This window comes from Mesorhizobium sp. M7A.F.Ca.CA.003.01.2.1, from assembly GCF_003998945.1.
Classification (GTDB): Bacteria; Pseudomonadota; Alphaproteobacteria; order Rhizobiales; family Rhizobiaceae; genus Mesorhizobium; species Mesorhizobium ciceri.
On sequence record NZ_RZRA01000425.1, the window covers coordinates 1 to 4660 of the forward strand.

A 4660-nucleotide genomic window follows, 5' to 3' on the forward strand; every position below is an offset into this window, starting at 1 on the left:
TAGCCCGGCTGCTGCGCGTAGCCCAATGGCTGCGCGTAGGGATAGAGCTGCGGCCCGGAATATGGCCGCTGCGTCATCATGGGAGGCGGCAGTGGCGGCTGCGCCGTCTGCTGCGGATGGCCGCCGGGCTGGAAAGGTGGTGCCGGGTATGCTGTCGCGGCCGCCTGCCGGGGCTCGAAGGCCGGCGCCGGCCGGGGATAGGCGCGGTATTGCGGATCCTGCGTTGGCTCCCCGTTTTCGGCAGAGGCCCATTCGACGGTATCGAACGGCTCCTCCCGGGATGGCCTGCGGGAGACGGACTTGTGCAGCCTCGACAGCAAGGCACCGATCCGGCCGGGACCTTCTGCCGGCGAGGCCTCGGCTTGCTGGACAGGCGGTGGCACGGCCGGCGGTGGTGATGCAGGCGGGGGTGTCGATGGCTGCGGCGCTGGTGGTAATGGCGGCGCCGGCGGCGGCGCTGCCCGATATGCCTTGTCTTCGTAAGGCGTCCGGCGTTCGTCCGTGCCATGGTCGCGACGCGAGCGCGAATTGGCGGTGTCACGCAGGCTCTCATAGGCGCCACGCATGGCTCCGAGGCCAATGCCGGAGGCGAAACCCAGCAACAGGCCGGCGAGCGCGACCACGACCCGCGACGGCCCGTTCGGCTCAAGCGGCGCGAAGGCCTTCGAGATCACATTGATGTTGGCGGTGTTGATGTCCTTCTGCTCGCCGGTCTCCTTGGCGCGCAGCAGGTACTGTTCGTAGACGGAACGCTTGGCGGTCGCCTCGCGCTCCAGTTCGCGCATCGACACGAGGTCGCTGTTGACGTCGCCGCTGCGGACCTTCAGCTGCGCCAGGCGAGAGGCAAGATCCTGTTCGAGCTGGACGGCGCGCTTGAGGTCGACCTGCAGCGACGAGCCGATGCGGCGCAGCTCCGAGGCGATGCGTTCGCGTGCGCCGGCAATCTGGGCATTGATCGCCTGGAGTTCGGGGTGACGCGGGCCGAGCCGGATGGCGGCGCGGTCAGCTTCCTGCTTGAGCGACGCATATTGCGAACGCAGATCGCTCATCGTGTTGGAGTTGATCTCCTCCGGCAAGGTACCGGTGAGAACCGAATTGACGTCGACCGAACGCGCCGAGGCCGCCCGGGCGTTGAGTTCCAGGGTCCGGGCGCGCGCGACCGACAGCTGCTCGTTGAGTTTCAGCATCTCATCGTCGCTGATGAGATGGCCCTGCGCGTCAACGAGATCGTGCGTGGCCCTGAAATCCTCGACCTTGCGCTCGGCTGCCTCGACGCCCTTGCGCAACTCGTCAAGCCTGGCCGTCAGTTCGTCGGTGGCGCGGCCTGCGGTGTCCGACTGTATCTGGCCGAAAGTCTGCAGGAAGACATCCGTCATCGTGTTGGCGATGAGGGCCGATTTCTCGCCATTCTGCGTGGTGGCGCTGACGGTGATGACGAAGGTCTTGCCGCCGCGCTCGACCGAAAGGCTCTCAGCCAGATTGCCGACAGCAAGCGCGCGGCGACGGCTGTCGTCGACACCCCCCGGCCCATCATTGCGGGACAGGATGGAGCGAATGAGCGACATGACACTGAGGCCGCCGCCGCCTTGCCCATTGAATTCCGGGTCGTTGACCAGATTGAGCTTGTCGACGACCTTGTTGAGAACAGTGCCTGATGTCAGCACCCGGACCTGGTTCTCGACGATGGCCAGCGTGGCGTCGGAAGCGACGACCGACTGGGTGAGATCGCGGTCGGTGAGCTTCAGGTCGCGCGGGTCGACGATCAGTTCGGTGGTGGCCTCATATTTCTTCGGCGTCGACAGCGCGATGGTGATGCCGAGCGCGGCGCCCAGCAGTGTCGTCGTCACGATCAGCAGCTTCGACTTGCCGACACCGCGCACCACCTGCATCGGATCGATCAGCGGCTTCCACTGCTGGCTGTCCATGCCGTCGTTTCGGGATAACGACGCGTCGCCTGCAGCGTAAGGTTCCGATGTATGATCGGCGCGACGAGCGCCAGCGGTTTCGGCGGCACCAGGCTGTGTCCGCGGCGAGGTTTGCGCGCGGTAAGCTTGCTCACGATCCCCGTCGGCCGCGACCGGATCCGACAGTTTCGGGTTGCGCGCCTCGCGCTGCGAGCGGGCGAGGCGATGACGCGTGGCGGCATCCTCGCGCCATGACGGGTCTGCCCGGTCGCCGATCGAGACCAGCGACGCGTCGGGTTCGTCGCCACGCACAGCCTGGCCCAGCGCCAGCAACGAGCGCTCGCGCTTCCAGTCTTCGCGGTTTTCCCTGTCGACCATCGTCTGGAACTTTACCCTTGGCGACCTGCGAACGGAGATTGGCCATTCGTTAAGCCACGCTAAACAGGCATGGAAAACAAAAGGTTAATTTTCCCGCGCCGAAGCGTCGGTTTCTCGTTTCGGTTGCATCTATTTTCGACACAAGCCCAGCCGCCAGAACGGCACGTTAAGTTTTCCGGCCTAGGCTCTCCTTGAGACATGACGCAGGCCAGTGACATACCGCAAAGGCGGCCCCTCGCCCGGATCGGCAGCTTTTTGGCCGAACGACGGGGGCTGCTTCGCGACTATTTCTCAGCGATCAGCGGTGCCGGTGGGCGACTGGTGTTTTCGCTGGCCTATTTCATCGCGCTGGCCAACACGCTGTCGATATCCGAATTCGGCATGTTCGCCACCGCGTCGGCGGCCGGCGTCATGCTGTCGCGCATCCTCGCCTTTGGGTTCATCTCGGCGCTTTACCGCACCGCCACCATCCGTCCCAATCTGATCGGCACCTTTTCCGCCGGCTTCCTGCTGCTCGGCGTGCTGTCGCTGCCGCTGCTGGCCGCTGCCTCGTTCGGCGTCTATCTGCTTTTCTTTGCCGACACCGTGCCGCTGTCGGTGTTTGCGGCAATCGTCTTTGCCGAAGCGCTGTTGTGGCGGCCGGTGGAGGTGGCGCTGATCGTCAACAACGGCCTGGGCAAGTTCGGCCGCGCCGCGCTGCTGGCCATCCTGGCGACCGCGCTGCGGGCGCTCGGCGCGGTGCTGTTCATGTTCTCAGCGCAACACAGCGTCTGGATATGGTCCTGGTTCTATATCGGCGCCAATGCCGCCTCGCTGCTGATCGCCTTCGGCTTCTTCTACCCGCGCCAGAGGCTGCGGCTGCGCGTCGAGCTTTATCTCAGGCGATTGGCCGATTCCATCTATGTGGCCGGCGCCGAAGTGCTGTTCTACCTGCAGATGGAGTTCGACAAGCTGCTCGTGCTGGCGATCGGCGGCCCGCATCTGGCCGGCATCTACGCCATCATCATGCGGCTGGTCGACCTGACGGCGATTCCGATCCGCACCTTCTCGATGATGCTGGTGCAGCGCATGATGCGCGCGCCGGAACTGTTGTCGCGTCTGGCGGTCAAGAGCGGCATCGAAGGCGGTGTGTTCGCGGTTTCGACGCTGGCGCTGCTGACACTTGGCATCGTGCTGCATTTCTTCCCCAATGCACTCGGCAAGAATGTCGCCGAGGCTGCCCCGCTGGTGGTGCTGGCAATCTGCGTGCCGGGATTGCGCAATCTTGTCGAATACCAGGCCGAGCTTTTGTTCGCACGCGGCCAAACGCTGGTGCGGGCGCTCAATCTCGGCCTGCTCGCCGGATTGAAGGCGCTGTTGCTGACTTATGTGCTGACGACCATCCTCGACACGCCGAAGCTGGTGCTGTCGCTCAATGTCGTCTTCCTGCTTCTGTATCTCGCCTCGACGCTGCTCACCTATTCGGCGATGCGCAAGCCGGCAAAGCCCGTATAGGGCTTTCTCATTTGTGCATGACTTCTGGACAAACGGAAATCGTTTGTCCGAGAAAACCGGTTTCCGCTTTTCGGGATGATCTAATCCAACCCAATCAGACGGCGGATGCGGCCGATATCGGTGCCGATGAAGGATTGCATGCCGATCGCCACCTGCTCCGGCGCCATGGCGGCAACGAAGCGGCGGAACTCGTCATCCGAAAGCGCTTCGCCGGTCCAGTGCACGCGGCAGAACTCTTCGGAACCGTGGAAGTGGCCGGCTCCGTCCAGCAGATCGTCGACATAGCGGCCGTAGATCATGCATTCGGAGAATTTGCGTGCCGAGCCGACGACCTCGACCCAGTTGCGACCATGGACCCTTTCGATCGCACCGCACATCGCCAGCACGGTGTCGCGCCGCCACGCGATCAGCGTCGAGATGTAGTCATGGTTCGACGTCCGGGACGGGTCGATGCCGAGTGCCGAGCCGGCGTTGCGCGACCAGATGCGATGCTCCTCATGACCTTCGTCCGCCAGCACACCGTCGCGGCGGAACAGGCGCACCTTGTCGTCGCGCCAGAAGGCGCCGCAGTCGAAAGGTTTCAGGAAGGCAACATCGGAATCGCAGAAGATGAGCACGTCTTGAGATGCATGCGCTGATATGGCGATGCGGCGCAACTGCTGCACATGCCAGCCGCGCAGCGGCTGGGTCTTCAGGCTGAGCCAGACGCGCCGGCGAAACAGGCTGAACGGATCGTCGAAGGCGTGCAGCCAGCGCGGCAGCAATTCCCGCTCGTCGACCACCGTGCGGCGGCCGGTTTCCAATTGGCGAAACAGGCCGACATCGCGATGCTCGACCAGGATGTAATGGTGCGCCGCGCCGGAAACATGGCGATCAAGTGTCTC

3 protein-coding genes are annotated in these 4660 nt (G+C 64.2%); 1 reads left to right on the plus strand and 2 read right to left on the minus strand.

All coding sequences use genetic code 11. The features are described from left to right. On the minus strand, positions 1–2282 hold a 2282-nt coding region (locus EN969_RS17815; RefSeq protein ID WP_127419280.1), incomplete at its 3' end, for a GumC family protein. A gap of 198 nt (positions 2283–2480) precedes the next feature. Between EN969_RS17815 and EN969_RS17820 the strand changes: the two genes are divergently transcribed. Next, positions 2481–3776, plus strand: a complete 1296-nt coding sequence (locus tag EN969_RS17820; RefSeq protein ID WP_013530229.1) for a lipopolysaccharide biosynthesis protein — start codon at positions 2481–2483, stop codon at positions 3774–3776. Between the two features lie 80 nt (positions 3777–3856). Here the strand turns inward: EN969_RS17820 and EN969_RS17825 are convergent. Continuing rightward, positions 3857–4660, minus strand: an 804-nt coding sequence (locus EN969_RS17825; RefSeq protein WP_127419281.1) for a DUF6492 family protein, incomplete at its 5' end; no start/stop codon positions are given.